Source organism: Porphyrobacter sp. SLTP (assembly GCF_009905735.1).
Taxonomy (GTDB): domain Bacteria; phylum Pseudomonadota; class Alphaproteobacteria; order Sphingomonadales; family Sphingomonadaceae; genus Erythrobacter.
The window spans coordinates 38,702-62,276 of record NZ_JAAALE010000004.1; the positions used below are offsets into that span (position 1 = coordinate 38,702).

Genomic DNA, 23,575 nt, shown 5'->3' on the forward strand with positions numbered 1-23,575 from the left:
GCCTCGGCAGGAATGAGCAAGCCTCGCTCCCGGATAGCGTCCGCGCTGTCCGGGAGTTTTCTTATGCGGACAGGCTGACTCCGCCCTTCCACAGACCCAGCACCCGCCCCTGCGCGCCTTGCCGGTCGAACGGAGTGTTATCGGCCGTCGCCTCCATCTTGCGGCGGTCGATGATCCACGGCGCGTCGGGGTCGATCAAGGCAAGGTCGGCTTCCAGACCTGCCGTAAGCGCACCGGCCGGAACACCGAGCAATCCTGCCGGATTGCGGGCGAGGCAATCAAAAGCGCGGGCCGTATCAATCACCGCGTCACGCACCAGCCCCAGCACCATCGCGAGCAGCGTCTCGGCTCCGGCCATGCCTGGCGCGGCATCGGCGAAGGGCAGGCGCTTGTCCTCCGGCCCGCGCGGATCATGGCCGCTGGCGATCACGTCCACGGTGCCGTCACCCATCGCTGCCAGTGCCGCCTGCCGATCCGCCTCGGCGCGCAAGGGAGGCGAGATGCGGGTGAAGGTGCGGAAATCGGCGGTCGCAAGGTCCGACAGCATGAAATGCGCGGGCGTAATCCCGCAGGTGACGGGCAGCCCGCGCGCCTTGGCCTCGCGCACCAGATCGAGTCCGCGTGCGGTGGTGACTTGCCGGATGTGGATCCGCGCACCCGCCAGCTCAGCCAGCGCAATATCGCGGGCAATGGCGAGCGCCTCGGCCTCGGCAGGCGCAGCGGGCAGGCCCAGCCGCGTGGCGATCTCGCCCGCGGTCGCGGCAGCCTCCCCGGTCAGTCCGCCATCCTCGGCATGGGTGACGACCACCAGATCCAGCATCGCGGCATATTGCAGCAGCCGCAGCATCACGCCGCTGTCAGCGATCCAGCGCCGCCCGGTCGCAATCCCGCGCGCGCCAGCGTCCTGCATCAGCGCGATTTCGGCGAGCTCCCGCCCCTCAAGTCCGCGCGTGGCGGCGGCGAGCGGGTGAACCCAGAGATCGGGCTTGCCGCTCTTGGCGATGAAATTGACCCGGCTCGGCAGATCGAGCGGCGGGGATTGATCGGGCATCAGCGCCGCGCGCGTGATCCCGCCGAAATGGAACGCTGGCTTGTCGACCGCAAACACGCCCAAGTCGATGATGCCGGGCGCAAGCAGCTTGCCGCGCGCGTTGACAACCTCATCGCCCTCCTCGGCCACGACATCCGCTCCGACTGCGGCGATCAGCCCGTCTGCGCAGCGCAGCGCACCCGCAACAACCCCGCCGGGGGTCACCAATTGCGCATTGGTGATGGTGAGCGGGCGCGCCTGCTTCATCCTGCCCAACCCGCAACGCCGCGCGTCTCGCGCGTCAGAATATCCAGGCATGCCATGCGGATGGCCACACCCATCTCGACCTGCCGGGTGATCAGCGAGCGGCCCTCCAGATCGGCGACCTCGCTGTCGATCTCGACCCCGCGGTTCATCGGGCCAGGGTGCATCACCAGCGCGCCCGGTGCGGCGAGCGCCAGCCGCTTGGCGGTCAGCCCGTAAAGATGGCGATATTCGCGCGGGCTGGGAATGAACTGACCGCTCATCCGTTCGGACTGGAGCCGCAGCATCATCACGACTTCCGCGCCGTCCAGCGCATCGTCGAACCGGTGGAACACTTCCACGCCCATCGCCTCGATCCCGGTCGGCATCAAGGCAGGCGGCGCACAGACGCGAACATTCGCGCCCATCGCGGTGAGGCACAGGATGTTCGAGCGCGCGACGCGGCTGTGCAGGATGTCACCGCAGATCACGATATTGAGCCCGGTAAAATCCTCGGCCCCCTCGCCCCGCTCGGCCAGCGCATGGCGCAGGGTCAGGGCGTCGAGCAGGCCTTGTGTCGGGTGTTCATGGCTGCCGTCGCCCGCGTTGAGCACCGGACAATCGACCTTGTCCGCGATCAACCCGGTCGCGCCGGACGAACCATGCCGGATCACGATCGCATCGGCGCGCATCGCGTTCAGCGTGATCGCGGTGTCGATCAGCGTCTCGCCCTTCTTCACGCTGCTGGTGGCCGCATGCATGTTGACCACGTCCGCCCCCAGCCGCTTGCCCGCGATCTCGAAGCTGAGCAGCGTGCGGGTCGAGTTTTCGAAGAAGGCGTTGATGATCGTCAGGCCTGCGAGCAGATCGGTATGCTTGGTCCGCTGACGGTTGAGCGCGACCCACTGTTCGGCCTGATCGAGCAGATAAAGGATCTCGTGCCGCTGCAACTGGCCGATGCCGGTGAGGTCGCGATGCGGAAACGCCAACCGCCCGGCCGGAAAGCGGCCCTGTGCCGGTGAAGTCTCGCGTGCATCCATCAAGTCCATGCCCCTAGTCGAGCCTCATCCGCTGCTCAACCCATCGCGTAAGGTTTCCGATAGCAGTTACCGTGCAAAGCCCCTAGATCGGCGGAACAAGCTGAAGGAACGAATGCATGAATTTTGTCGGCAAGGTCTGGAAGATCCTCGTGGGGATCAAGGACGGGCTGGTGCTCCTGTTCATGCTGCTGTTCTTTGTGGCGCTGTTTGCCATCCTCTCGGCCCGTCCCAACCCCGGTCAGGTGCGCGAAGGGGCACTCCTGATCGATCTGGACGGCATTCTGGTCGAGGAAAAATCAGTGCTCGATCCGATCGAGACCCTGCTGTCGGGCACCGCCCCGGTGGGCGAATACCGCGCCCGCGACATTGTCCGCGCGCTGGACGCTGCGGCGAGCGATGACCGCATCAAGGCCGTGGTGTTCGATCTTACCACCTTCCTCGGCGGCGGGCAGGTGCACCTCAAGGACATCGGTGAAGCGATGGACCGGGTGCGCAAGGCGGAGAAGCCGGTGCTGACCTATGCGGTTGGCTATGCCGATGATCATATGCTGCTGGCTGCCCATGCGAGCGAGGTCTGGCTCGATCCGCAGGGTCTGGCCGTTATCTCCGGGCCGGGCGGCAATCGGCTTTATTACGCGGGCCTGCTCGAAAAGCTGAGCGTCAACGCGCGGGTGTATCGCGTAGGCGCGTTCAAATCGGCGGTGGAGCCCTATTCGCGCAGTTCGATGTCGGACGAAGCGCGCCAGAACCTTGGCGGCCTGTACGGCGCGATGTGGGAGGAGTGGCAGGCAAATGTCAGCAAGGCCCGCCCCAAGCTCGCACTGGCGCGGGTGACAAGCGATCCGCTCGCCTGGATTCAGAGCTCGGGCGGCGATCTGGCGCAGGCGGCTGTTTCCGCAGGGCTGGTCGACAAGCTTGGCGACCGCGTCCAGTTCGGCGCGCGGGTGGCGGAACTGGCGGGCAAGGACCCGTGGAGCGACCTGCCCGGCACCTATGCCTCAAGCGAGCTTGGCGCCTTCCTCGCCGATGTCGGAAAAGATCGCTCCGGCAAGGCCATTGGCGTGATCACTATCGCGGGCGAGATTGTCGATGGCGAAGCCGGGCCGGGGATCGCAGGGGGCAGGCGGATCGCCGACCTGCTTGACGAGGCGCTCGACGATGATTTCGCCGCGCTGGTGGTGCGGGTCGATTCGCCGGGTGGATCGGCCACCGCGGCGGAGGAAATCCGCCGCGCGATCCAGCGCCACCGCGACCGCAAGATTCCGGTCGCCGTATCCTTCGGCAATGTCGCGGCGAGCGGCGGCTACTGGGTCGCCACGTCGAGCGACCGGATCTTTGCCGAGCCCGATACCATCACCGGCTCGATCGGCGTCTTCGCCGTGGTGCCGACCTTCGAACAGGCCGCCGCCCGGCTTGGGGTCAACGCCGATGGCTATCGCACCACGCCGCTTTCGGGCCAGCCCGACTTTATCGGCGGCTTCAGCCCAGAAATGGACACGCTGTTCCAGACCTCGATCAGCGGCACGTACAAGGACTTCATCACCCTCGTCTCCAAGGCGCGGCGCATGCCGGTCGACCGGGTCGATAGCGTCGCGCAAGGTCAGGTGTGGGACGGCGGAACCGCGCGCCAGAAGGGCCTCGTCGACGAATTCGGCGGCTTGGACGCCGCGCTCGGCTGGGCCGCGGCCAAGGCTGGTTTGAAAGACGGCGGATGGCACGCGGTCTATCTTGGCGAGCAGGACGCAAATTACGATTCGCTGATCCGGCGGCTGGTTTCCAGCCAGACCGCGCGCGCACCTGCTGTGAACAATGGCGATCTGTTCGCGATGGCAGCGGCGCGCAGCGAGAACCTCGGCGTCCGGCTGGCCCGCGATGCCGAGCGCCTGCTGGGAACGCGCGGCGTTCAGGCGTTCTGTGCCGAGTGTCCGCCAAGCGCTGCGCCCCCGCCCTCCCCCTCCAAGCGGCCTGAGGGGATGCTGGCGCTGCTGGCGTGGCTGACCGGCAGCTAAGCATCAACGAAATCGCACGTCACCTCGCCGCGAGCGCTTGCCAAGCGCGCAAGGCCCGATTAAAGGCGCCCCCCTGTCCGGGTCGTATGGCCCACCGGACGGGCGCGTAGCTCAGCGGTAGAGCACACCCTTCACACGGGTGGGGTCACAGGTTCAATCCCTGTCGCGCCCACCATCTTTTCAAAGAGTTAGAAAAGATGGTTTTCTCTTTCGACCCCTACGTCATGGTGCTGACTGCGGTTCCGTCATTCATGGGCGTGTGGATCCGGTTGCGGACGGGAAGCCTCCTGCTCCCCGTCCTGCTGCACAACTTCGTCAACTCCTTCTCGTTTCTTGTTTAGCGCTTCAGCCCGCCGGATCGTTGTTCGAGTAGATCACCGATACGATCCGCCAGCCCTGCGCCGTGCGGACTAGATGCCAGGATTCCTTGCCTTGGTTGATAGCCCGCCCGTTCAGCAGGTACGTAAAGTCGAAGGTAATCGCGGCCACATCCTCGTCGTGTGCGATGCTGATGTTGCTGAAGATTTCCTCGTGGCGATGGGGGCTGCTGACGATCCGTTCGATGAAGTCGCGGGGTGTGTTTGCCGGATCGAAGGCGGCCTTGGTGGCCTGCTCGCCCAACCGCGCAAGGCGCGCATCGCTGTTGACGCGTCGCCATGTCACAGGGCCTTCGGCGAACAGCGCCAGAAAGCCCCTCGCGTCCTTGCGGATGATCGCCTCGCCGAAGGTTGCGATTGTGGTCCGCAAATCCTTCTCCGCCTGGGCGTGGGTGTAGGCGGATTGGGGTTCGGCTTGGGCTATAGCATGGGCTGGGGCGAGGAACGGCGATGCCATCGCAGCCGCGAGTGCATAGAGGATCATGATCTATCTCCAGTGGAGGCAAGGGTAGGGTCGGGGCACTGCGGTCTTCTATTTGTTTGGTGCGCAATCACGCAGCCAGACCCGCGACTGGCTCTCATCAAAGGTATCGAATGTTCCGGTCAGCTCGACGTGGCTGTCAGGCTTCAGCGTCAGGGCGAACGCCGACTGTCCGGGGGCCAGCCGACAGCTGACTTCGGCCCGGTAACCGGTGCCAGGCGCCAGACTGGCGAGCATATTGTCGACCAGCTTGAAGTCGACGCGGTAGCCGTCGCCGACGCGGCTTACCGATGCGACCGGGCCGTATAGGGTGAAGACCCTTTCCTTGTAGCGCGGCTCGATGGAAACCGAGCTCTTCCGCGCTTCTCCGCCGATCTGCGACGAGAACCGCAACACACTCATCCTGAGCGGAGCGGCACTCGCGGCTTCGGCGGCATTGCCCTTCTTCGCCAGAGCGAGACCCGCCTTGCCTCCTTGCAGCTGCGCAAGGATTCCGCACATTTCGGCGCGCGCCGCAGCTTCCTTGACTGCCATCGCCGCGCGCAGGCGGGCTTCCATGCGCACCGTGCCCTGCCCGTTGGCCTCGCTCACGCTGATCTCGATCGGGAAGCCCCTCGCCTTGCCGGTAGTCGGCTGCTCGATCAGTATCGTCCCCGCTTCGGGTTCTGCGGCCATCACGATATAGCCCTTGGCGATCACGATGCCGCGCAGCTGGCCAATCGCACTCGCAGAGGAGAGATCGGCGACCGAGCGCTCGGCGACGAAGCGCAGTCCTGTGACCGGATTGCCGCCCTTGCGGAACGTCTCTACACACCCGGTCGGCTGGGTTTGGGCAAGCGCCATCATGCTGGCAGCCGCCAGCGCAGAAGTAAGCAACATCGCGTGTCTCCAAGTTTGAAAGGGTTTTCAGCGCTGCAAGTGCACGATGAACTTGCGGGTCGGGCTCAACACCGCGACGAAGCGGCCGTCGGCCTGTCGACGCAGGTCGTAGGTGCCGCTCGGCGTCACAAGCGCGCCGCGATCGAGCCGGTCGCCTGGCAGGACCGAGATGATCGTGAGATGGTTAGCGTTCGCCTGCGGCATCGCATCGAACCAGTCGCCCGCCGCATTGTCGAGCCCCAGCGTCCCGCGGCAAATCCCGTCGGACACGGCAAAGCTTGCGGTTCCGGTCACCGGCTTGTCGCCGAAGCTGCCGGAGTAGCGGCTCGCCCATGCAGGGCACGGTGTTTGCGGCCCACCCTGATCGACCCGGAAGGGCGCGGCCAGCATCGTCGCGGTCTCCTTGATATCCGAAACCCAGACCGCATTCGACAGAACGCTGACACTCTCGCCGCTTTCCGGATAGACCAACAGAGCACTGCGCGCGCCGATGGCGACACCGGCGTGATGCGCTATATTGTGCCCGTCGCTGTCCGTGCCGATGCGCCAACCGAAAGCGATCCGGTCCTCGCCTTCAGTCACCGGAGAACCGTCGTTCATGCTGGCAGGCGTCCACATTACCGCCCGCGCTTCGGGCGAGAGGAAGCTGTCGCGCATCACTCTTGCCCCGAACAGCGCGACGCCCGGCGCCGTGCCGCGAAAGCCGGCCCCGCCCCAGGAATAGCTGTAATCATGCGGGTCCGCCGCGCGGATTGCGCCGTCCTCGAATTCGTACGCGACGGTGTCGTGTGCCGGGTCGGGCTCAAGGTCGGGGCGCAGCGGCAGATCATAGGTGATCGTGCGCGAGACGAACGACAGAAACGGGGTGCGGGCAGCGCCTTCGATCGCGGCGCTCAGAAGGGTGTAGCCATAGGAGCTGTATTGATAATCGGTCCCTGGCGCGAACAGCAGCGAACGGTCGGCGAAGATCGCGACAGCCTCGTCCACAGTATCGAAATGGACACCGCCCCGCGCGACATCGACATCCTGATAATGCGGGATGCCTGACGTGTGCGCCGCAAGCTGCCGCAGATTGATTTGCGACGGCCAGCTGAGGCGGCGGCCGGGCAGGTAGCGCTGAACGGGCGCATCGATATCCAGCAGGTGGCGATCCTGCAGCACCATCGCTGCGGTGGCGGTCAGCAGTTTGGAAACGCTGGCGAGGCGGAAGCTGGTGTCGGTATCGACCGGCAGCTTCCGGTCAAGATCGCGATATCCGGCGCCGCCGGACCAGATGACCTCGCCGTCCCGGGTCACGGCGGCAGCCATGCCGGGAACGCCGTTGGCTTCTACCTGAGCGGCGAGGATGGCATCGGCGATTTGTTGCTGTGCGGCAGGCGCGGTGCTTGGGGTATCCGCTGAAACGGGGCTGTTGCATCCTGCTGCGGCGAGGGCGATGAGGGCGAGGTGTGTGCGGTGCTGTGTCATGCCCCGAAGGCTGCAATCCGCACCGGCGACAGGACAAGAAAAGAACGGTGAAGATTGGTGAAATGAAGGTCGAGCTCTGCAAGGTGCGCCGCGCAATCGTCGTCGAGGGCGAGGCACACCGGCTGCCTGATCTGTCGTTTCGCCTGTTCGACCTGCTGCTTGAGCAGAGCCCCGATCCGGTGTCCTTTTCCCAGATCGAAGAAGCGGTCTGGAACGCGCAGGTTACCCGGGAAACGATCAAGCAGCGGGTGACATTACTGCGCGAGAGCCTCGAACAGATCGGCATCGACGGCACCGTCATCGAGGCGGTCCGCAATCATGGCTACCGCACCATCTTGCCGAAGAGTGCCGCAGAGCCGGCGCGCGCCTCACCGTTACGCGGCAGGGCTGGCTGGGCAGCCGGCATCGTCCTGCTGATCGCAGCGGCGCTGATGCTGGCGTGGCAGATCGCCGATGTGGGCAAGCCTGCGAAGCCTGTACTGGCGGTGCTCGCAGCCGCGCCTGCGGCAGGTGTCGATCCCGGCGAAAGCGAGACCCTGCGCCGCGACATGGTGCGCACCATTTCCAAGTTCGAAGGTGTTCGTGTCATCGACCGCGTACCGACCCAAAGTGGGGAGCCTGACTACCTTGTACGGCTATCGCTGGGCAGTTCCGGGCAGGATCGCAAGCTGGCGGCGGAACTCGTCGATAGTGCCACCGGGGCTGTGTTGTTCGCTGAAGAATACGCGGTTTCGCCTGCGGATTCGGGCCGGGCGGTGATGCATTTCGCGAACAACGTCCACGGCCACCTGAGTGCGTTTGCGGCCACCGGGGGCGAGATTTCCGATGAGGGACGCACCCGCTACGCTGAAGCCTACCGGCTCTGGCGGCTTGGGGACAAGCAAAGCCTCTTCGGCGCGCGCAGGTCCCTCGATGCCTTAGCGATGGAACCCGAGACAGCTGTGATTGCGCGGTCGCTGCTCGCCCGGGTGAACGCGGATATGGTGATGCGCCACGGGGAACCTGCGGCTTTGGCACGGCAGGCCGAGCAGGACCTGCGCGCCCTTGTTGGACGACAGCCTGGCGTGGGAGACCTGCGCTACTCGCTGGCGCGGGCCCTGCTGGCCCAAGGCAAGCGCGAAGAGGCCATCGCCGAATTGCGCATCGCGCAGCGGACAATGCCCTTCCTCGACCGCGAGATCATGGCGATCGAAGGTGAGTTCAATCCGCGAAGCGCTACATCGAACGAGTGACCGAGGTAGCGTAAAGGTAAGGTCCGCTTATTGCCGAAGCGGACAGTCCATCTGACAAAGTCGAATGACCTACTCTGGGTCGGGGGCCGTCACGGCTGAGATCGGGTCGCGAGTGGCGGCTTTGCCCCGCTTCTGAAAAAATCCTGCCGTTCAGCAAGCGACCCCGGAACGGATGTTCGGTTGCGACCCGCGCCTTCCTGATAGCGGCCACTTGTTCACGGGGCGCGGGGCAGCTGAAAATGGGTCGATCCTGCCGTTCCCCAAGACCGGTCCAACGGCAGGTCAATCGCCAAAATGACGCTCATCGAATGGTCCGCTGGACAAGAACTTCACCGATAACAGGGCCGTCAGCTGGCTGTCGGCAATTCGCCAGCTCGCGATATTCTCAGCCGTTGCGCTGCCAAAGGTCAGATCTTGTAAACACGTGCGAGAACACGCCACAGTCCGGCGAGCCGGTTGCTATGACGCAACTCCTTGGCGAGGCGCATTAGAGTCTCCGGGAAACCCAACACGGGGATAGCTGCTTCGATTGCTGTTACCTCTCGTCGCGATACACCATGCCGCACCATCCCCATGCTTGCGTCGACCCAATCGGCTATGCGCGCGGCGTTCACGATGTCGGCATCCGGTCCCGCGAAAGATCGTAGCTTGTGATGCCAGTGGATGATGTTGGCAACGAGCCTAGGGTCAAGATGCGTTGCGTGCTGCGCTCGGACGCGTTCGGCCACGACCTCCGACGGCTCCAGATAAGCCAATTCGTGGTCGGTCCACAGGCCCACATCGTGGAAGACAAGCGCGAAGGCGATGTGTTCGCGTCCTCGCGGATCTTCGCCGAGGAAGTGCGACGCGTAGCTCAACACTCGGTATATGTGGTTGCGATAGGCGGCGAAGTCGCGTCCGACTGCCTCCGCAATCAATGGCAAATGCCGCTCGACTGTCGGATCGGAGAAAATTGGCTGAATCATTCAAGGAATCCTACGGCGGTGCCGGACAATCACGTTGCCGAGCCCGCCCGGTCTGGTGCCGTCAATTCGGGTGCAACAGAACAGGTCCGCTGCCGACCTTGATGCGCAGCAGTTCATAAGGCTTGCGGCGCAGATCCTGCCCGCCGTGGAAGCCGGGCTGGCGGTGCAGTTGGTTGGCGGTGAAGTAGAGGTAGCCGTCGGTCCCGATCGACAGTGTGTCGGGCCAGCTGATGCGCGGGTCGCTGACCAGCGTCGTCCAGTTGCCCCGATCGAGCACGCGGATCGCGTTGTTCTCGTAATCGCCGGCGAACACGCGGCCAGTATCGTCTTCGGCGATCCCGTCCGAGGCACCCTTGCGTCCCATGCTGCGGATCGCGCGGACGAGCTCCTGCTCCGATACCGCAGGATCGCGCAGCATGGCGGTTGGCACCTCATGCAAAGTACGGCCCGAAAGAGGCCCGTAGTAAAGCATGCTGCCATCTGCGCTCAGCCCGATCGCGTCGCTCGCGATCGCAATCGGTGTTGCCGGCCCTTGCGCGGGGCGGTTCATCAACACCGCGCCATCGACAACCGGGGTGAAGCCGGGTTCGGGATTGGTCGTCGCGTGGCCCGAAAGACGGCGGATCGCCCGCCCGCTGGCGATATCGACCACGATGATCCCGCCGATGCCCGCATTGCTGCTGTCGGTGATATAGGCCACGCCTTCCGCGCCCTGCCGCAGATCCAGCCGCACGTCGTTGAGGTAGGTCGTCGGCAGCACCACCCTGGGGGGGAGCACGATGGTCTTGACGACGCGGTTGGTGGCAAGATCGATCGCGACCAGCTTCGCGCCGCCAGCCTGGGGGGGCGCGAAGTTGGGTGCCGCGGTATCGAGCACCCAGAGCCGGTTGGCCCCGTCTGCGACCACGCTCTGCACCGAGATGAAATGCCCTGCCGGGTCAGCCGGGTCGGGGCGATTGGTTGCTGCGTCGGGGTAAGGCACCGCCTTGCCATCGACCAGTTCGGCCACCGTGAACGGCGCATTGTCGCCCCATTGCGGGAAGTTGACGAAGATGCGGCCATTGGGGGCAACGGTCACGCCGGTTGGCATCGCGCCGTCGAAAGTGGCGACCTGTTCGATTTTCAGTGCCGAGGTGGCCTGCGGTGTGGTCGCGCAGGCCGCGAGCGACAGCACGGCAGCCGTTGCGAGCATAAGTTTGATCGAGCGGTTCATGGCTTCATTTCCTTCAGGATGCGCCCGGCTTCGCGCGGTTCGGAGCGCAGATATTGCGGCGGTGCCTTGACCGAAGCGCCCAACATCGCGGCAGCGTGCCACGGCCAGCGGGGATCCCACAGCACCGTGCGTGCGATCGCAATCATATCGGCATCGCCGCGCGCCAGGATGTCCTCGGCCTGCTGCGGATCGGTGATGAGGCCGACCGCGATGACCGGCATCGTCACCGCATCCTTCACAGTTGATGCGAGCGGCACCTGATAGCCCGGCCCCACCGGAATATCCTGCCGCGGATCGAGCCCGCCGCTCGACACGTGGATCGCGGCGCACCCGCGGGCTTCGAGTTCGCGGGCGAAGGCTGCGGTTTCCTGCACCGTCCAGCCGCCCTCCACCCAGTCGGTGCCCGACACGCGGACCGTCACGGGCTTTTCGGCCGGCAAGGCCGCGCGCACCGCATCGAACACTTCGAGCGGGAAGCGCATCCGGTTTTCGAGACTGCCGCCATATTCATCCGTGCGCGTGTTCGACAGCGGCGAGAGGAATTCGTGGAGCAGATAGCCGTGCGCGGCATGGATCTGGATCGCGTCGAGGCCCAACCGGCCCGATCGCTGCGCCGCATCGGCAAAGGCGGCGATGATGCGCTCCATCCCCGCACGATCGAGCGCGGTTGGCGGGTTCTCGCCTTCCTCGAAGGCAAGGGCGCTGGGGGCGAGCGTCTGCCAGCCATTGGCATCGTCGGGCGCAAGCTGCGCTCCGCCATCCCAAGGCTTGGCGCAGCTTGCCTTGCGCCCCGCGTGGGCAAGCTGAATCACCAGCGGCATGTCAGACCAGCGGCGCACGCTTTGCAGCACCTGCCGCATCGCGTGTTCGGTATGGTCGTCGTAAAGGCCGACATCGCCATAGGTGATCCGCCCTTCCGGGCTCACCGCGGTGGCTTCGATCGTCAGCGCGCCTGCGCCCGACATCGCCAGCTGGCCCAGATGCATCTGATGCCAGTCGTTCATCGCGCCGTCTTCGGCCGAATACTGGCACATTGGCGCGATGACGATCCGGTTGGCGAGCCGCAGCCCGCCAACCTCAATCGGTTCGAACAATTTCGGCATCACCATTCACCCGTGTTGGGCATCGAGGCCCAGGGTTCGGCGGGCGCCTTGTGTTCGCCCTTTTGCAGCAATTCGATCGAGATGCCGTCGGGCGAGCGCACGAAGGCCATGTGCCCGTCGCGCGGCGGCCTGTTGATCGTGACCCCGCCCGCCTGCAGCCGAGCGCAGGTTTCGTAGATGTCGTCGACGCGGTAGGCGAGGTGACCGAAGTTGCGGCCGCCAGTGTACACCTCGGGCGCGCTGCCATCTTCGGGTGGCCAGTTATAGGTCAGCTCAACCTCGGCGGTGCCGCGCTCTCCCTCCCCGCGGTGGTCTTCGTCGGCGGCGAGGAAGATGAGGGTATAGCGCCCGCGTTCGCTCTCCATCCGCCGGGTCTCTTTCAGGCCCAGCAGTTCGAAGAACCGCACCGAGGCCTCGGGATCGCTGACGCGCAGCATGGTGTGAAGGTAGTGCATGATCAGGCCACCTTTTCCTTGAGCGCTTCCATGACAAGTTCCGCAGTGCGGACGGCCGACGCAGGATTCTGCCCCGTCACCAGATTTCCATCGCGCAGGGCAAAGGGCTGGAAGTCGGGCCCGCCTTCGTGCTTTGCGCCCAGTTCCTTCATGCGCGTTTCGAGCAGGAAGGGCACCGCTTCGTCGAGCCCGACCGCGCGCTCCTCGCTGTCGGTGAAAGCTGCCACCCGCCGACCGGCGACCAGCGGGGTGCCGTCGACCTTCTTCGCGGAAACCAGCCCCGCAGGTCCATGACAGACCGCGGCAACGATCTTGCCTTCGCGGTCGAACCGCTCGATCAGGCGCGCGAGTTCCTCGCTGCCGGGATAGTCGAACATCGTGCCGTGTCCGCCGGGCAGGAACACCGCGTCATATCCTTCGGGATCGATTGCGGTGAATGCGGGCGTGCTCGCAACCTCGGCCTTGAAGGCCTCGTCCTTGAGATAGCGTTCGACCGAGGCGTCGTTCTCGCCATCGGCGTTGACGCTGCGCTGGTCGACCGGGATCGCGCCGCCCTTGATCGAGGCGAGCGTGACCTCGGCGCCGGCGTCGCGGAAGGCGTAGTAGGGTGTGGTAAGCTCTTCGAGCCACACGCCGGTCGGTTCGGTACCGGGGGTCATGCGGTCTGCGGAGGTGGCGATCATCAGAATGCGGGTCATTGCTTTGGCTCCCTGGCGATGTTGATGGATCGGGCGAGCAGATGCGGATGCAAGCGGCAATGCCGCCGCCGCCAAGGCGAGCGTGGTCATGCCTGTCAGAAAATTGCGTCGGTCGTGCATCGCTTGGCTCCTTCGATACCGAGCAGATAGGCTGCAAGTTTCATCATGAAATCCAAGAGGAATGGCGATCAGCCATAAATTGCATTATGGAACAAAAATGTCGCTCCAACAGCTGCGCACCTTTGTCGAAGTCTACCGCCGACGCTCGTTGAGCGATGCAGCACGGGCCTTGGGAATTACCCAACCGGCCGCCTCTCAGCATATCGCCTCGCTTGAAACGCAACTCGGCCATCCCCTGTTCGACCGTCATTCGCGGGGGGTGCGCCCCACGGCCATCGCCGACGATCTGGCACTCTCGATCGGCGGCAGTCTCGATGCAGCCGAGGCCGCGCTCTCGGCGGCACGCGCCCGGTCGATCAGAGTTTCGGGAACAGTGCACATTGCCGCACCGTCCGATATGCTGGGCGAAATGATCGCGCCAAGGCTTGGACCCTTGCTCGCTGCGGGGCTTGATTTGCGGCTGCATATCGGCGGGCGTGATGCGCTTTACGCCATGCTGCTCGACGACAAGGTGCACCTCGGGTTCACAGCTTCGCAGCCCGACGATGCGCGGCTCGCCTACCAGAAAGTCGGCACCGAAGATCTGCGGGCCGTGGCGGCACCCTCTGTTGTCGAGCAGATCGGGCGTAGCCCTCTGGCGGACGCGCTCAATACGGTGCCACATCTAGCCTATGATCTTGACCGGCCGCTGGTGCGCAACTGGCTGGAGGCCAACAACATCGAAGTGAAGCGCCCGCCTGCACTGACCGCTCCCGACCTTCGGGTCCTGCGTTCAGCCATGTGCGCGGGGCTGGGTTGGACGGTGCTGCCGGGCTATCTCACCGATGCCCAGCGCGCTGCTTGCACCCTTCTCGAAATTGCGGCGCCGGTAAGCGTGCCGACCAACGCATTCTATCTCGTCTGGGCAAAATCGTCCTTGCGCCATCCACGCGTTGCCTTGGCACGCGATGCGCTGATCACCGCCCTGCACGACAAGATTTAGACCCCGAACCTGATTTGTGCTTCCAATCCTGATGCTCGTGAGGCGAGCTGGCTTGCGGTAATGACCAAGCGTCCTATATTTGAGGATAAACAATCGAAAGTGAGCCACAATCCAACGGTAAGATGGCTTGCTATTGACCATTTGTCCATTAAGTGCCATCTCCCTTCCCATAACGAGGGGAGGATACCAATGAAAAAGCTGTTCCCGGCCATCTCGGCCCTGCCGCTTGCTGCGCTGTCCAGCCAACCTGTGTTCGCACAGGAGGCTGACGAAGCCACTGAGCAAAGCGAAAACGTCATCATCGTGACCGCGCAGCTGCGCGAGGAAAACGTGCAAGAAGTGCCCATCGCGATCACAGCCCTGACTGGCGAGAACATCCGCAATGCCCGTATCGAAGACGCGCTGGACCTTCAGTTCAACGCACCGAACGTCATCCTTTCAGCCAACCGCAACCTCACGATCCGCGGGGTCGGGTCGCAGTCCTTCGGTGGTTCCAACGACACCAACATCGGCGTCCTCATCAACGGCGTATTCCTGCAGCAGGGCAGCACATTTGGCGAATTCTTCGACCTTGAACGGGTCGAAGTGCTGCGCGGCCCGCAGGGCACCCTGTTCGGTCGTAACACCACCGGCGGCCTGATCAATTTCGTCACCCGCAAGCCGACAGATGCCTTCGAAGGCTATGTGAGCGCGCAGGTCGAGAACTTTGACGGGCGTCGCATCGAAGGTGCGGTGAACGTGCCGGTTACCGAAGGCTTCGGCTTGCGGTTTGCTGGGCATTACCTGAAGCGCGACGGCTATACCCGCAACCTCGAGGATGGCTCGCGCATCGACGGCCGTGACCAGTTCACGCTGCGCGGCAGCGCACGGCTCGACACCGGCTCCGGCACGACGGTCGACTTCGTGGTCACGTACTTCGAAGAAGACAGCAACCGCGGCAACGCGGTGAAGACGCTGTGCACACCCGATCCGACTTTGGGCTGCTCGCCTGACTCGGTCACCAATGATTTCCCCGCCGTCAACTTCACGATCGACCGCTTCCTGATTCCCGGAGTTGTGCGCGCCGATACATTCAGCGCAAATCCGGCCGATCTGCGTGAAGTTCGCATCGATGTTCTGCCTGAACAGAGAGCCAAGGACCTGCTCGCCACCTTCGAGATCAATCAGGACATCGGTGACTGGCTGCGCCTGACTTCGGTCACCGGATTTCGGGACGGCAGCAATGATTCCGTCCGTGACTTCGATCAGGGCACGCGGCCCAATGCTTTCAATCCCACCGCGATTTCGCCCGCAAATGGCGCGGGCAATGGTGTTCTGACCTACTTGCTTGGTCCGGGTCAGGTGATTTCATCGCCCGATTGGCGTTCAGCCCAGTATGGTTCGGGAGAGCGCGATCAGGTCAGCCAGGAACTGCGCCTTGCATCGGACTTTTCGGGGCCGTTCAACTTCCTGCTGGGCGGATATTATCTGAAGGCCAACAGCGCAGGCGATGTCATCACCTATATGCCCGCCAACCGGACCGCCGGCTTTGTCGCGGCGGGCGTAACCACCGATGCGAGTGTTACCTCGCACGCGGTGTTCGGTGAGGTCTACATCGACATCACGCCTGAACTGAGCGTGCTGGGCGGCATCCGCTACACCAAGGATGACAAGTCCATCCGCACCGCCAGCGGCACCTTCGCGCTGGGCCCGTTCTTCGAAGGCGAGGCTTCATTCGATGCCTGGACTGGACGCGGCAGTGTCACCTGGCAGCCGTCGCCGGACAACAATCTCTATCTGACCTTCTCGCGCGGGTTCAAATCGGGCGGTTTCAATCCGGGCAATGTCGGCACGCCAACCTTTGATTCCGAATTCATCAACTCGTGGGAACTCGGTTCGAAAAACACGCTGCTTGATTCCAAGCTGACCCTCAACGGGGCTCTGTTCCAATACGATTACAGCAATCTGATCGTCGGCAACATCGTTGGCACCCTTGCCACGAACGTCAACATTCCCGAAACACGCGTGCGAGGTTTCGAGCTCGAGACGGTCTTCACGCCGCTTGAAGGGCTGCGACTGGAAGGGGCGCTGGGCCTGCTCAAGACCGATATCCGCAGCGATTTCCGGTCGTCCGATCCGTCGCGCGGGGGGGCGTTCTTCCAGATCCAAGGCAACGAATTGCCCAACGCGCCTAGCCGCACCCTCAAGCTGGCCGCGGAATACAACATTCCGGTTGCGGGAAGCTGGTCTCTCAAACCGCGTGTCGATTACTACTCGCAGACCGGCTTCTGGGCGCGGGAATTCAATGTCGCAGCGGACCGTGTGGGCAGCTGGGAACAGTTCGATCTGCAGCTGCAGGTTGCCCATGACGACCGCGATTTGGCGCTGATCTTCTTTGTGAAGAACGTCCAGAACAACGACGACATCACGTTCCTCGAAGTGAACTCCAACCTCGTCGGCAGCTTCCGCAGCGCCTTCCTGCTCGATCCTCGCGTGTATGGCGTCAACCTGCGGGCGGGCTTCTGATGGACACAACCAACAACAACACAGCCGCCGCCATGCCGCAGCTGTTCGATCTGACCGGCCATGTCGCACTTGTGACCGGAGGCAATGGGGGCCTCGGCATCGGAATGGCGCGAGGGCTCGCGAGCGCCGGGGCCAGCGTGGCGATCTGGGGACGAAATGCCGAGCGCAACCGGGCCGCGAGCGAGGCGCTCAAGGCCAATGGGGCAGACGTGGCAGACTTCGCCTGTGACGTTACCGACCCGGAACAGGTCTCAGGAGCGATGGAATTGACGATCGCTCGCTTTGGCCGGCTTGACAGCTGTTTTGCCAATGCCGGCGGGTCGGGCGTGCGAAAGCCTTTCACCCAACTCTCTCCCGGGGACTGGCAAAGCACGCTCGATCTCAACGTCAACAGTGTGGTCTACACCTTTCAGGCAGCGTCCCGGCAGTTCATCGAGCAAGGGAGCGGCGGAAGTCTTGTCGTCACATCTTCGGTCGCGGCGCTGCTGGGCGTGCCGGGGGGCGGCTATTCCGCGACGAAGGCTGCCGTCTCGGGCCTGGTGCGCTCGCTTGCGGTGGAGCTCGCCCCTGTCGGTATTCGCGCCAATTCGATCCTGCCAGGGTTCATTGCAACCGAAATGAGCCTCAACACACCCAAGGCGTTCCAGGATGCGTGCTTGCGGCGGACCCCCTCTGGCAAGCTTGGCACTGTCGACGACATGGCCGGGGCTGCGGTGTTTCTGGCTGGCCCGGCGAGCCGCTATATGACCGGTCATTCGCTGGTGATCGACGGGGGACAGTCGATCTTCCCGATGTAGGCCGCGGAGTTGGCTAACCTGCTGGTTTTCCGTCCCAAAGCGGTTTTCGGCGCGCGGCAAAATCGGTCTTGAGCGACGTCACCGATCCCAAAATCATGGAAACGGTGATGTCCTCAAGCTGCTGCCGGTCCATCCCGGTGCGCAGCAGGTAGGCTCCAGCCGAAGCCGGAAGGCCGAAGCTGATGTCGGTCGCCGCCCGGGCAACGTCGGGCGGCAGGTCGAAATGGCGCTCGATGATAGCGGCGAGAAATTCGACCGCCGTGTCCCGGCCATATTCGGTCGGATCGTGAAAATCGCTGATCGAGGGTTCCTGCTGGAGCCGCTCGATGATCAGCCCTCTCTCCTCGATATAGGTGAGGTAGACATGGGTGGTAGCGCGCACCATGCCCTCGAATGTCTCTGCGCCATTGACCGCCTCGCTCTGGAGCCGCCGCAGCCGCTTCAGTTCACGTTCGAGCAGCTCGCTCAGTAACATCTGGAGGTTGGGGAAGTAGTTGTAGACCAGCGATTTGCTCACCCCCGCCGCGCGCCCGACGGCCTCCATCGACAGCTCGGCGATCCCCTCGCGCGCAATCATGTCTGCCGCGTGATCTAGGATCAGCGAACGCCGTTCCTCCGGGGCGAGCCGGGTCCTGCGCTTGGTGGCGACAACAGTCATGGGCCAAGCCTAGCAGACTGGCCGCACCAATCCAGATGGCAACTTACTGCGGCGCCCGGTCCTTCAGCCACAGCATGTCGTCAATCGAACGTGCTGCGCCGGCGCCGATGTTCTGCTGGAAAGCGATGAGATTGCCTTCTGGATCGCGAGCATAGCGCACCCGCCAGCCGCCCAGTTCGAATGTCTTGCCGGCAAAGCGCACGCCCTCGCGTTCCAGCCGGGTAAGCGTAGCGGCAAGATCGTCGGTCTCGAAAACGATGGCATTGTAACCGATCGCGTCGATCATCTGCGCAGCTGTGCCCTTGGGCGTGCGCGGTTCGATGTAGTGCCAGAACTCCAGCTCGAAATTGCCGACGTCGAACCAGCTCGCTGCGGCAACAATGCCGTCGATATCGGCAATCTCGTCGAAGGTCTGGCGCCGGGTCGGCGGTAGTTCACGGCGCGGGCCGTGGCCGAGGACCTTGGAGTAGAACGTAACCATCTGCTCCTTGTCGCCGGTGACATTGCCGATATGCGTGGCCCAGGCAGGAAAGCGCATCCGCTTGGTGCCAAGCTCGCCATGTGCAGCAATCACCTCGGGCGTCAGCTGCTCCATCTCGATCATGATGCCGTCAGGATCGAAGCCATAGGCATAGGTTACCCCGTATCCGCCCAGATCGACAGGCCCGTCTCCGCGCGACAGCATGGCGAGGCCATTGGCCTTGAACACGTCGTATTTCGGCGCAGTCGAAGGCGACTGGAAGCAGATATGGGTATAGCCCGGCCCGATCACCGGGCGGCGCTCGGGCGGGGACTTGGCATCGGGATCGATATCGATCAGCTGCAGGAAGACGGTGGGCGTGCGCACCAGCGCGATCTCGATCTTGCCTTTGCGCCTGGTCAGCACTTCGGACGGAAACGCGGCAGCTTCGACCATCCGCCGCTCGACCAGCTCGTAAGGCACAGACCGGCTGTAGAAGGCGAGCGTGTCGTCGATGTCGCTGACGGTGATGCCGATATGATGGACGCCCTTGATCGGCCCTGCGATCACCGGGACAGGTGCGGCGGCAGCGGCACCCGGCGCAGCCGTGCCGGTGGTCGCTGCGCAGCTTGCAAGCAATACGCAGGCGAGTGCGGTGAAGGCAGGTCTTATCATCGGTCGGCTCCCTTGAGGCGATAGACCAGCAGCACATTGCCCGCGATCTCGCCGAACTTGTCGTATCCCGAGTTCACAATCACCATGTCTCCTGCCACCACCGGGCCTTGACCGTCGATCGTGCCGCCCTTGGCCTCAACCCCGTTGACGGTCGCAAAGGCGCGGTTGGTGTCTGTCTTCCACAGCACTGCGCCATCCTTGGCGGCGTAGGCGACCAACCGCCCGTCATGCCCTCCGCCGAACACCACCCCGGGGATCAGTGTGACCGGAGCGGATAGGGCAGTGATGCAGGCAAAGGAGAATTCAGGGCAGCGCAGCTTTTCGATCCGCGACCACAGCGGGCGGCCCGTCGCAACGTCGAACGCATGGATGCCGGGGCGCGGATCGCCCTTGGCGAAACGGCTGCCGGGCGTGTCGGCAATCGGCACAAACAGCGTTGTGCCATCGCTTGCCATGCCCCAGTGAATACCGCCATTGAACCCGCCGCGCCCGACCCGCTGGCGCCACAGCACGCTTCCCCGGTCCGGATCGATCGCGAAGATCTCACCGGATTTCTGTCCGGCAAGCAGGATGTCGCGAGCGCCGGCCTTCACCAGCATAGGGGGCGCACCGAAATCGAAGTCTGGCCCATCCTCGGCCGGGCAATTGGCGCTTTGCTTTGTGCCGCACGCCGCGTTCCACGCATCCCCCGCGGTGGCCTGCATCACCCACTTGCGCCGGCCGGTGGCAAGTTCGATCGCGATGATCGCATCGCTTTGGTCATTGGCGGGGGAGGAGTAGTTTTCGCCCGTGCCGACATACAAAAGCCCGCGCGCCGGATCGACTGTGGGGGTGCCCCAAACCGGCGCGCCGCTCGGCGCGTTCTCGCCGCCCTTGTGCCTGACGGGCTTGTCGACCGAATACCAGCGCCAAACTCGGCTGCCATTAGACGCATCGAGCGCCGTCACACCGCCGCGGAACGTGCAGCACTCGTAATCCTCATTGAAGGCGCTGAGAACTTCGGTCGAGGACATCGGCACGAACAATCGACCGCCATGCAGTGCGAGGCTGCCCGTGATCGTGCCGTCAGGATGGTCGCGCACCGTTGTGGTCCAGCGCAGTTTGCCGGTTTCGGCATCAACCGCATAAACACGCGCGTCGAAGTCCCCGAAATACAGCGTCGGGCCGGCGGCGGCATCGACGTCGAGGACGGGCGCATTGCGCACTTCGGCCTTGGCATCGAACGTCCACCAGATGCACCCCGTCATCCGGTCAAGCGCATAGACCCGGCCCGATTGGCTGCCGGTGAACACCGCCTTTTCGGTTACCGCAGGTTGCGAACGGGCGCGCTGCGCTTCAGGAAAGCCGAAGGCCCAGGCAAGCTCAAGTCGCCCGACATTGGCGGGCGTGATCACAGTCTGGCGCTGATAACGCGCGTTGGACAGGCCGTTGCCCCAGCGGTTCCAGAGCGGCGCGCCAGACACCGCCAGACGACCCTCGCAGCGTTTTCCCGCCACCACTTGCGGCGGGGCATCGGTCCCGAGATGATCCGCGAGGATCGCGATTTCATAGGGATTGAGTGCAGAGCCCTGCGCCTTCATCACCCCGGTCGTGAGAGCCTGTTTGATATAGGCCGCACTGCGTTTCTCGATGGCTGCCCGAACAGGGGCGCCGCCCGTGGCATTGTCATGACAGCTGCTGCAATGGGTGAGATAAAGGCTTTCGCCGAGCTCGGCCTGCCCGCTGAGTGAGGATGCGGCATCGGGCTTGGTTTCGCTTTCCGACGGCGCGCAGCCGACGATCAGGAGACTTGCAGCCAAAGCCCCTGCAAACCTTAGTGACATTGAGCTCTCCCTCTGTTATTGACGAATATTGCAATAAAAAGGGGGTGTCAATGCGGATCATTGAGCTGGCGCGGCACTTGATTGCTGCCTTGGTCGCCGGACTGTCAACAGTGGCGGCTGCCACAGATCTCGCAGTCATTCATGCCAACCGCGTCGGCAGCCGCCCCTATACCGAAGGTTTCATCGGGAAGGGCGATGACCGCATCCACTATGTCGCGACCGGCGAGGGCCCTCCGGTAATCCTCGTCCACGGCTTTCCAAGCTTCTGGTATGTGTGGTTCGACCAGATGGAGGCCTTCAGCCCCTGCCGGAGAATGATCGCGATCGACGCGCCAGGGGCAGGCTTTTCGGGCCGTCCGGCGCGCGATGCTAACTACCGGGTGGCACGCCTCGCGCGGCAGCTTGACCGCACGATTGCGGCGCTGGCACCGGATGAAAAAGTCACGCTGGTGGGCCATGACTGGGGCGGCGCACTGGCGTGGTCCTATGCACAGTGGAAACCGCAGCGGCTTGCCCGGCTCGCCGTTTTCAGCGCGCCACCTTATGACCTGTTTCTCGACATGCTGTCCGACGATCCAGCGCAGCGGGCAGCCTCGGCTTACGTGCCGCGCCTCCAGGCACTCAACCGTGAGAGCATCGAGCGGCAGAACGTGCCGTCCACCTTGTTCGAGACCGCCTATGGCCGCGCAATTTCGGAAGGCATATTGACCGCCGAGGAAGGCGGATTGTTCCGCGGCGCACTGTCCGACCCGGCAGCGATCGACGCCGGCATCGCGTGGTATCGCGCCAATATCCCGCCCTTTGATAAGATGGCTCCCGGCAGTGGCTGGCCAAGGCGCTCTGGCCCGATCACCATGCCGGTGCTGTTGATCGAGGGTAGTGAGGACAAGACTTTCGCTCCTACCCTCGCCAAGCGGGCCCGCGCCAAGGCAGAAAACCTCGCCGCAGCAATGCTCCCGGGCGTGGGCCACTGGACCCCTTTCGAGGATCCGCAAGCTGCCAACGCCCTGCTCGGCGCGTTCCTTGGCTTGCCGGGCGGGCGCTGCCCTGGGAGCTAATCAGGCGGTGAATGCCCAGCGCTTGGCAGCTGATGTCAGAACGGGAAGTTCGCCCTGGCGATCGTGAACGACCGTAGGTGGTCGGCGGGGGACGCATTGCTTGGCGGCGATAAACGGCAGCTATTGCGTAATGTCACCCGAAAGAGGTCAGGCAGCTTTCCACCCAGCATCGGTCATGAGCGGGGCTGAGGCGCGATCCCGAAAACGGCATGTCGGCTTTGCCAACCTTCCGGAAAATTTCTGCCACTCAGCTACCGACCCCGTAGCGGTCATTCCCGGTGCCTTGCCTCATTCAATGGACAAGATAATGCTTGTCTCTGACTCGGAACGATAAAGCTGCACCGCCGAGGGCAAGCACGGAGTATCGAATGGCCTACGTTCTGGATGCAAAGCTCCTCCCCGGATCAGACCCGAGGGTCGATTGGGGAAGCGGCAATTTCCCCTCATCGAAGTTCATCGAAGCCCCCTCCGATGGCTTGCCCAAGATCGGTCCTGCCAAAGCGGGTGTTCCGGTGGATGGGTCAGACCTGCCCAAGAAGATCACATGGATCGACAAGCCTGCCTATCCGCCGGCCGACTTCGACAAATGCGGGCAATTTAACGTGTCTGAGCGGGCAAGGGCCGTCATCGAAACCGTCGAACCGGGCGTGCATCAATTCTTTCCCGTCGACTATTTCACTCGGAAGGGGGAGGCGATCGGGACGCGCTACTGGCTCTACATCTGCAACCGCCGCGATGCCATTCACCCGACACGCAGCAACATGATCTTGAACAAGTTCGGCGAGTATTGCCCTCCGTCGGATGGTGTTCGCAAGGGTTGGGAAATCCCCGATCACGTGGACGTTAACGCACCTCCCAAGTTTGTTGTGGATGGGGCGAAAATCGCGGGTGTTCACTTGTGGCGAGAGGTCCGGGCCGAAGGCTTGCCGCTCATATCCGACAGGATGCATCAAGCCATCACGGATGCCGGATTGACGGGCTACTACTCCGGCCAAGAGATCGAAGTTGTCTGAATGCGTGAGCGCCGGAGAAAGACCCGGCGATGCTTATCGTGACGGTGAAAGCTGCCCTTCCGCTATCCACCCAGTTTCGGCCATAAGCGGGGCTGATCACCGATCCCGAAAGCGGGATGGCGGCTTTGCCTCGCTTATGAAAAATTCCTGCCTTTCAGGAAGCGACCCCGAAATGGACATTGCAAACGTCGTTCCGAACCCCCTGTTATTGGCCACACGAGATCGTCTTCGCTATAGCTCTTGCGTTCAAGTCGCTGTTGCTGCGATAAAACCATAGCGGCAGCCGATTAGT

The 23,575-nt window shown here is 63.6% G+C and carries 21 protein-coding genes and 1 tRNA gene; 9 read left to right on the forward strand and 13 right to left on the reverse strand.

The annotated features are described in order from the left end of the window. Window positions 1-61: 61 nt before the first annotated feature. Together GVM20_RS04430 and GVM20_RS04435 are read right to left on the reverse strand one after the other, a co-directional pair. On the reverse strand, window positions 62-1,297 hold the full coding sequence (locus tag GVM20_RS04430; protein WP_166546100.1) for a dihydroorotase: 1,236 nt from the start codon (window positions 1,295-1,297) through the stop codon (window positions 62-64). Beyond that, the gene (locus GVM20_RS04435) at window positions 1,294-2,313 is read right to left on the reverse strand and encodes an aspartate carbamoyltransferase catalytic subunit (RefSeq protein WP_166546248.1); all 1,020 of its coding nucleotides are present in this window, start codon (window positions 2,311-2,313) and stop codon (window positions 1,294-1,296) included. The genes GVM20_RS04430 and GVM20_RS04435 overlap by 4 nt, the downstream gene beginning before the upstream one ends. A 116-nt stretch (window positions 2,314-2,429) precedes the next feature. Between GVM20_RS04435 and sppA the strand changes: the two genes are divergently transcribed. The 3 genes from sppA to GVM20_RS16510 all read left to right on the forward strand — a co-directional run bounded on the left by sppA (window position 2,430) and on the right by GVM20_RS16510 (window position 4,663). Continuing rightward, window positions 2,430-4,322 (forward strand): signal peptide peptidase SppA, encoded by a 1,893-nt coding sequence (gene sppA, locus GVM20_RS04440; protein WP_166546101.1) that lies wholly within the window; start codon window positions 2,430-2,432, stop codon window positions 4,320-4,322. A 100-nt stretch (window positions 4,323-4,422) separates the two neighbouring features. Then, window positions 4,423-4,497: transfer RNA gene (locus GVM20_RS04445), tRNA-Val, on the forward strand. Between the two features lie 22 nt (window positions 4,498-4,519). Next, on the forward strand, window positions 4,520-4,663 hold the full coding sequence (locus GVM20_RS16510; RefSeq protein WP_166546102.1) for a CPBP family glutamic-type intramembrane protease: 144 nt from the start codon (window positions 4,520-4,522) through the stop codon (window positions 4,661-4,663). Window positions 4,664-4,667: 4 nt separating this feature from the next. Here the strand turns inward: GVM20_RS16510 and GVM20_RS04455 are convergent, their stop codons facing one another. Genes GVM20_RS04455 through GVM20_RS04465 form a run of 3 tightly spaced genes read right to left on the reverse strand, consistent with a single transcriptional unit; the run spans window position 4,668 to window position 7,526 of the window. Continuing rightward, complete coding sequence (locus tag GVM20_RS04455) at window positions 4,668-5,183, reverse strand: Cif family virulence factor (protein ID WP_166546103.1); 516 nt, start codon at window positions 5,181-5,183, stop codon at window positions 4,668-4,670. A gap of 48 nt (window positions 5,184-5,231) precedes the next feature. Then, window positions 5,232-6,059 (reverse strand): hypothetical protein, encoded by an 828-nt coding sequence (locus GVM20_RS04460; RefSeq protein WP_166546104.1) that lies wholly within the window; start codon window positions 6,057-6,059, stop codon window positions 5,232-5,234. A gap of 27 nt (window positions 6,060-6,086) precedes the next feature. Beyond that, window positions 6,087-7,526, reverse strand: coding sequence for a serine hydrolase domain-containing protein (locus GVM20_RS04465; protein WP_166546105.1), 1,440 nt, complete (start codon window positions 7,524-7,526; stop codon window positions 6,087-6,089). 47 nt (window positions 7,527-7,573) lie between these two features. Between GVM20_RS04465 and GVM20_RS04470 the strand changes: the two genes are divergently transcribed. Continuing rightward, window positions 7,574-8,758, forward strand: coding sequence for a winged helix-turn-helix domain-containing protein (locus GVM20_RS04470; RefSeq protein ID WP_166546106.1), 1,185 nt, complete (start codon window positions 7,574-7,576; stop codon window positions 8,756-8,758). A gap of 407 nt (window positions 8,759-9,165) precedes the next feature. On the opposite strand, the gene GVM20_RS04475 is transcribed toward GVM20_RS04470, so the two are convergent. From GVM20_RS04475 to GVM20_RS04495, 5 genes are all read right to left on the reverse strand, one after another. Further along, window positions 9,166-9,723, reverse strand: coding sequence for a phosphohydrolase (locus GVM20_RS04475; RefSeq protein WP_166546107.1), 558 nt, complete (start codon window positions 9,721-9,723; stop codon window positions 9,166-9,168). 61 nt (window positions 9,724-9,784) lie between these two features. Continuing rightward, window positions 9,785-10,936: an L-dopachrome tautomerase-related protein gene (locus GVM20_RS04480; RefSeq protein WP_166546108.1), complete on the reverse strand. Its 1,152-nt coding sequence runs from the start codon at window positions 10,934-10,936 to the stop codon at window positions 9,785-9,787. After that, entirely contained in the window at window positions 10,933-12,045 is a 1,113-nt protein-coding gene (locus GVM20_RS04485; protein ID WP_502706185.1) for an NADH:flavin oxidoreductase/NADH oxidase, read from the reverse strand. Before GVM20_RS04485 ends, GVM20_RS04480 begins: the two co-directional genes overlap by 4 nt. Further along, window positions 12,039-12,494 carry a VOC family protein gene (locus GVM20_RS04490; RefSeq protein WP_199799461.1) on the reverse strand — a complete coding sequence of 152 codons (456 nt, stop codon included), beginning with the start codon at window positions 12,492-12,494 and terminating at the stop codon, window positions 12,039-12,041. Before GVM20_RS04490 ends, GVM20_RS04485 begins: the two co-directional genes overlap by 7 nt. Before the next feature lie 2 nt (window positions 12,495-12,496). After that, window positions 12,497-13,192 (reverse strand): type 1 glutamine amidotransferase domain-containing protein, encoded by a 696-nt coding sequence (locus GVM20_RS04495; protein WP_166546110.1) that lies wholly within the window; start codon window positions 13,190-13,192, stop codon window positions 12,497-12,499. A 217-nt stretch (window positions 13,193-13,409) separates the two neighbouring features. On the opposite strand from GVM20_RS04495, the gene GVM20_RS04500 reads away from it, so the two are divergent. From GVM20_RS04500 to GVM20_RS04510, 3 genes are all read left to right on the forward strand, one after another. Beyond that, entirely contained in the window at window positions 13,410-14,294 is an 885-nt protein-coding gene (locus GVM20_RS04500) for a LysR family transcriptional regulator (protein ID WP_166546111.1), read from the forward strand. A 189-nt stretch (window positions 14,295-14,483) separates the two neighbouring features. Next, window positions 14,484-16,799, forward strand: a complete 2,316-nt coding sequence (locus GVM20_RS04505) for a TonB-dependent receptor (protein WP_166546112.1) — start codon at window positions 14,484-14,486, stop codon at window positions 16,797-16,799. After that, window positions 16,799-17,596 (forward strand): SDR family NAD(P)-dependent oxidoreductase, encoded by a 798-nt coding sequence (locus tag GVM20_RS04510; RefSeq protein WP_199799462.1) that lies wholly within the window; start codon window positions 16,799-16,801, stop codon window positions 17,594-17,596. Before GVM20_RS04505 ends, GVM20_RS04510 begins: the two co-directional genes overlap by 1 nt. Window positions 17,597-17,609: 13 nt before the next feature. Here the strand turns inward: GVM20_RS04510 and GVM20_RS04515 are convergent, their stop codons facing one another. From GVM20_RS04515 to GVM20_RS04525, 3 genes are read right to left on the reverse strand one after another with little or no spacing between them, the layout of a single operon-like run. Beyond that, the gene (locus tag GVM20_RS04515) at window positions 17,610-18,254 is read right to left on the reverse strand and encodes a TetR/AcrR family transcriptional regulator (RefSeq protein ID WP_166546113.1); all 645 of its coding nucleotides are present in this window, start codon (window positions 18,252-18,254) and stop codon (window positions 17,610-17,612) included. Window positions 18,255-18,297: 43 nt separating this feature from the next. Further along, window positions 18,298-19,389 carry a VOC family protein gene (locus tag GVM20_RS04520; protein ID WP_166546114.1) on the reverse strand — a complete coding sequence of 364 codons (1,092 nt, stop codon included), beginning with the start codon at window positions 19,387-19,389 and terminating at the stop codon, window positions 18,298-18,300. Next, the gene (locus GVM20_RS04525) at window positions 19,386-21,212 is read right to left on the reverse strand and encodes an outer membrane protein assembly factor BamB family protein (protein WP_166546115.1); all 1,827 of its coding nucleotides are present in this window, start codon (window positions 21,210-21,212) and stop codon (window positions 19,386-19,388) included. Before GVM20_RS04525 ends, GVM20_RS04520 begins: the two co-directional genes overlap by 4 nt. Window positions 21,213-21,262: 50 nt before the next feature. Between GVM20_RS04525 and GVM20_RS04530 the strand changes: the two genes are divergently transcribed. Further along, the gene (locus GVM20_RS04530) at window positions 21,263-22,270 is read left to right on the forward strand and encodes an alpha/beta fold hydrolase (RefSeq protein WP_166546116.1); all 1,008 of its coding nucleotides are present in this window, start codon (window positions 21,263-21,265) and stop codon (window positions 22,268-22,270) included. A gap of 368 nt (window positions 22,271-22,638) precedes the next feature. After that, window positions 22,639-23,283, forward strand: a complete 645-nt coding sequence (locus tag GVM20_RS04535) for an imm11 family protein (protein ID WP_166546117.1) — start codon at window positions 22,639-22,641, stop codon at window positions 23,281-23,283. Window positions 23,284-23,575: the final 292 nt, after the last annotated feature.

Coding starts and splice junctions, on each gene's coding strand:
- GVM20_RS04430 (WP_166546100.1), bottom strand. CDS start 1,297: ATGAAGCAGGCGCGCCCGCTCACCATCACCAATGCGCAATTGGTGACC.
- GVM20_RS04435 (WP_166546248.1), bottom strand. CDS start 2,313: ATGGATGCACGCGAGACTTCACCGGCACAGGGCCGCTTTCCGGCCGGG.
- sppA (WP_166546101.1), top strand. CDS start 2,430: ATGAATTTTGTCGGCAAGGTCTGGAAGATCCTCGTGGGGATCAAGGAC.
- GVM20_RS16510 (WP_166546102.1), top strand. CDS start 4,520: ATGGTTTTCTCTTTCGACCCCTACGTCATGGTGCTGACTGCGGTTCCG.
- GVM20_RS04455 (WP_166546103.1), bottom strand. CDS start 5,183: ATGATCCTCTATGCACTCGCGGCTGCGATGGCATCGCCGTTCCTCGCC.
- GVM20_RS04460 (WP_166546104.1), bottom strand. CDS start 6,059: ATGTTGCTTACTTCTGCGCTGGCGGCTGCCAGCATGATGGCGCTTGCC.
- GVM20_RS04465 (WP_166546105.1), bottom strand. CDS start 7,526: ATGACACAGCACCGCACACACCTCGCCCTCATCGCCCTCGCCGCAGCA.
- GVM20_RS04475 (WP_166546107.1), bottom strand. CDS start 9,723: ATGATTCAGCCAATTTTCTCCGATCCGACAGTCGAGCGGCATTTGCCA.
- GVM20_RS04480 (WP_166546108.1), bottom strand. CDS start 10,936: ATGAACCGCTCGATCAAACTTATGCTCGCAACGGCTGCCGTGCTGTCG.
- GVM20_RS04485 (WP_502706185.1), bottom strand. CDS start 12,045: ATGGTGATGCCGAAATTGTTCGAACCGATTGAGGTTGGCGGGCTGCGG.
- GVM20_RS04490 (WP_199799461.1), bottom strand. CDS start 12,494: ATGCACTACCTTCACACCATGCTGCGCGTCAGCGATCCCGAGGCCTCG.
- GVM20_RS04495 (WP_166546110.1), bottom strand. CDS start 13,192: ATGACCCGCATTCTGATGATCGCCACCTCCGCAGACCGCATGACCCCC.
- GVM20_RS04500 (WP_166546111.1), top strand. CDS start 13,410: ATGTCGCTCCAACAGCTGCGCACCTTTGTCGAAGTCTACCGCCGACGC.
- GVM20_RS04505 (WP_166546112.1), top strand. CDS start 14,484: ATGAAAAAGCTGTTCCCGGCCATCTCGGCCCTGCCGCTTGCTGCGCTG.
- GVM20_RS04510 (WP_199799462.1), top strand. CDS start 16,799: ATGGACACAACCAACAACAACACAGCCGCCGCCATGCCGCAGCTGTTC.
- GVM20_RS04515 (WP_166546113.1), bottom strand. CDS start 18,254: ATGACTGTTGTCGCCACCAAGCGCAGGACCCGGCTCGCCCCGGAGGAA.
- GVM20_RS04520 (WP_166546114.1), bottom strand. CDS start 19,389: ATGATAAGACCTGCCTTCACCGCACTCGCCTGCGTATTGCTTGCAAGC.
- GVM20_RS04525 (WP_166546115.1), bottom strand. CDS start 21,212: ATGTCACTAAGGTTTGCAGGGGCTTTGGCTGCAAGTCTCCTGATCGTC.
- GVM20_RS04530 (WP_166546116.1), top strand. CDS start 21,263: ATGCGGATCATTGAGCTGGCGCGGCACTTGATTGCTGCCTTGGTCGCC.
- GVM20_RS04535 (WP_166546117.1), top strand. CDS start 22,639: ATGGCCTACGTTCTGGATGCAAAGCTCCTCCCCGGATCAGACCCGAGG.